Origin of the sequence: Romboutsia sp. 13368, from assembly GCF_018336475.1 — a bacterium.
Lineage (GTDB): Bacteria > Bacillota > Clostridia > Peptostreptococcales > Peptostreptococcaceae > Romboutsia.
Genome location: NZ_CP048741.1, coordinates 1,273,396 through 1,274,530 on the forward strand (window position 1 = coordinate 1,273,396; position 1,135 = coordinate 1,274,530).

At 22.4% G+C, this 1,135-nt stretch carries 2 protein-coding genes; one reads left to right on the forward strand and one right to left on the reverse strand.

Annotated elements, in window-relative coordinates:
• A partial coding sequence (locus G3997_RS05120; RefSeq protein ID WP_296649145.1) for an NAD(P)H-dependent oxidoreductase occupies window positions 1-416 on the forward strand: 416 nt, incomplete at its 5' end.
• A gap of 124 nt (window positions 417-540) precedes the next feature.
• Here G3997_RS05120 and G3997_RS05125 read toward each other — a convergent pair.
• Complete coding sequence (locus G3997_RS05125) at window positions 541-720, reverse strand: hypothetical protein (RefSeq protein ID WP_296649148.1); 180 nt, start codon at window positions 718-720, stop codon at window positions 541-543.
• Window positions 721-1,135: the final 415 nt, after the last annotated feature.

A 1,135-nucleotide genomic window follows, 5' to 3' on the forward strand; every position in this document is an offset into this window, starting at 1 on the left:
TGATAGCAAAACAAGAACAACTTTATAATAAAGGCGAAACAGATGATGAACTAGTAAAAAAATACCAAAAACACTTAAAAGAAAGTGATGAAATAATATTAGTATTCCCACTATGGTTTAACAATGTACCAGCAATACTTAAAGGTTTCTTTGATAAAGTATTTTTAAAAGAATTTGCTTTTACAGAAGAAAACAATAAACCTAAAGGTCTTTTAAACAATATTAAGTCAGGATTAGTTGTTAGTACATCAGAATCTAGTAGTGAATATTTAATAGAAGGATTAAACAACCCTATAGAAACTGTTGTAGTAAAAGGTACCTTAGGAGTTTGTGGTATTGAAAATGTAGAATATATAAATATAAACGTAGAAAATGAAGATAAATATGATTTTATTGAAAAATATTTTGGAGAGTAAAAATAATAAAAGACTCTGTTAGACAATTGTGTGATAAATAAATAATAAAAATAGCTAGACATATTGRAGTNTTYYWWTGTCTAGCTATTTTTATATGAATTATTTCGCAATATATTAAAATTGTTTACTTCTTTTTAAATATAAAATTAGTTATAGTTCCTAAAATTAAAGCAGGTATTGTAGCTCCCAATAATATACCTATTACAGATATTAATGAAAACTCATACAATTGAACTATAAATAAAACTGCAATAACTAAATAAAATAATATATAATCTAATTTTCTAAAATTTGAAAAATTCATCTTACCCCCCTTTTTACTCACATTATATAACAATTACTAATTATNNNNATCTTATCATTTAACTTATTTAAATAATCTAATTTCCATTGATACTGCTTTATTGTTAATGAGCTTAATTGAGATTGATTATACAAAACTGCATAGTTTTCTATTTCACAGAATTCATCAAATTTTATATCTAAATTATATTTTCTTGAATAATCATTTAAAATTTTTACACTTTCTTTTACTTTRTTAAAGTACTTCTTATGAGCAATAACAAATGGTGTCATAATTATAAATRCAATTYCTCCTTGAGAATACATAAATACTTCTAAACTAGATTTTGACTTCTTTATATATTTTTGTATAAGGTTACAATCATTTTTAATATCTAACATATTAATCTCCCCTTTTTAATAATCTTATTTATTTT